Here is a 1,638-nt window from a genome sequence, read left to right as displayed (position 1 = left end):
GCGGTGTTTTTCAAGGTAGTTGTCATCATTTGCTTACTTATTAAGCAGCTTCTCTTTCTGGATTTAGGTGAACGTCACCAACAGGCGCACAGTTCCTGATATCACCAGACCACCGCTCAGGCTTTCGCTGTTTTGCAGCGAGCAATACCTCTACACGACGCTTCAAGATCTCTTTATCTTTTCCATTGTGACGCTCTGAAGGCGTGACGTAATTTAGCTGACTGTGCTTGTGCTCGGTGTTGTACCAGCGTACGAAGGCTTCAACCCAACTTTGGCTACTATCGATTGTTTCAAAGCCTTTCGTTGGCCAGCTTGGCATGTACTTTACCGTGCGGAACAATGACTCAACATACGGGTTATCATCACTGACTCTTGGGCGACTATACGATGAAGTAATACCTAACTCTTCCATTTTGGCTTTGAACGTCAACGACTTCATCGGCGCACCATTATCGGAGTGAAGAACCAGAGCTTGATTGAAGCACTGCTCTCGCATCAACGTTCGTTGCAGAAGTTGTGACGCCAGCTCACCGCATTCATGCTCATACACTTCATAACCAACAATTTTTCGACTGTAGATGTCCTCAATGACATACAGGTAATAATGTTGGCCTCGAACTTTTGAAGGTAAGTAAGTGATATCCCACGTATAGACTTGGTTCGAGTCCGTCGCTGTGTAACTGGTTGGCTTCGCTTGCTTCTGTCTGCTCCGCTGACGACCTCGTTTGTGAAGTTGCCCCTGCGTACTCAACACTCGGTAGTAGCTCGACTCAGAGGCGATATACTCACCTCTATCAAGCAGTGTCGGGACGATTTGAGTTGGAGGCAAGCTTGCAAACTCAGAGCGGTTACACACCTCGATTATCGCATCACGCTCTTCCTGCGACAGCTTGTTAGCAGGCTCAGGTCTGAGGCATATTGGCCTTTTGTCAGCTTGAACTTCACCTTGCTGATACCAGCGACGATACGTTCTCAAGTCGATTTGAACTTCATGGCAAGCTGGCTCTAAACGACACCCGCATTGCTTCGCTTCAAGGATAAGAGTCACTATGGTCTGCCTTTCATCGGTTGAGGTTAGTCGTCCTCTGGCTCTTCCCCGTAAAAGGCTCTCAGCTTTTTTCTTAGTACCAAGAGAGCGGCCGTTTCAGCGAGTGCTTTTTCTTTGAGTCGTAAATCTTTCTTCAACTCTTTGATTTCAAGTTTGTCAGCTTTAGCCTGCTTCTTTGCTTCAGCTTCCTGCTCTTTACTCGACTTAAACCCTTGCATACATTCGCTGCGCCAGCTTTGGATTTGCTCTGGAAAAAGACCTTTTTCACGACAATATTGGCTGAGTTCACTTTCTGTCATTGAGTAGGTTTCAGCGACAATGGCAAGTTTAGTTTGAGCTGACCACTGCTCTGATGAAGTGTTGCTATTTGGCACGGCGGCTCCTGAACGTCTGAGTTGCTGGCGCCAATTATACAGGGTCGCAGTGCTAATTCCTTCCTCTTCCGACACTTCTTTAACTGACATTGAATAGGGAGGTAATAGCTTCTTCAATATAGCTTCTTTTCTTTCTACTGAGATACGAGACACAATTACTCTTTATCGCCCAAACTGGTTAAATTTTAACAGTGACATCTACCCTGCCAGATAGGG

At 46.4% G+C, this 1,638-nt stretch carries 1 protein-coding gene; it reads right to left on the bottom strand.

Features of this window, described 5'->3' with window-relative positions:
- Positions 1-40 precede the first annotated feature (40 nt).
- Positions 41-1,575, bottom strand: a protein-coding gene (locus AB4274_RS19215; protein ID WP_372112959.1) for an IS3 family transposase whose coding sequence is annotated in 2 segments (ribosomal slippage) — positions 41-1,122 and positions 1,122-1,575 — 1,536 coding nt in all. Because the reading frame shifts where the segments join, the coding sequence is not laid out codon by codon here.
- Between the last annotated feature and the right edge of the window lie 63 nt (positions 1,576-1,638).

Source organism: Vibrio sp. 10N.261.55.A10, from assembly GCF_041470825.1.
GTDB classification, from domain to species: domain Bacteria; phylum Pseudomonadota; class Gammaproteobacteria; order Enterobacterales; family Vibrionaceae; genus Vibrio; species Vibrio crassostreae_C.
This window is presented reverse-complemented; position numbering and strand designations above follow the sequence as displayed.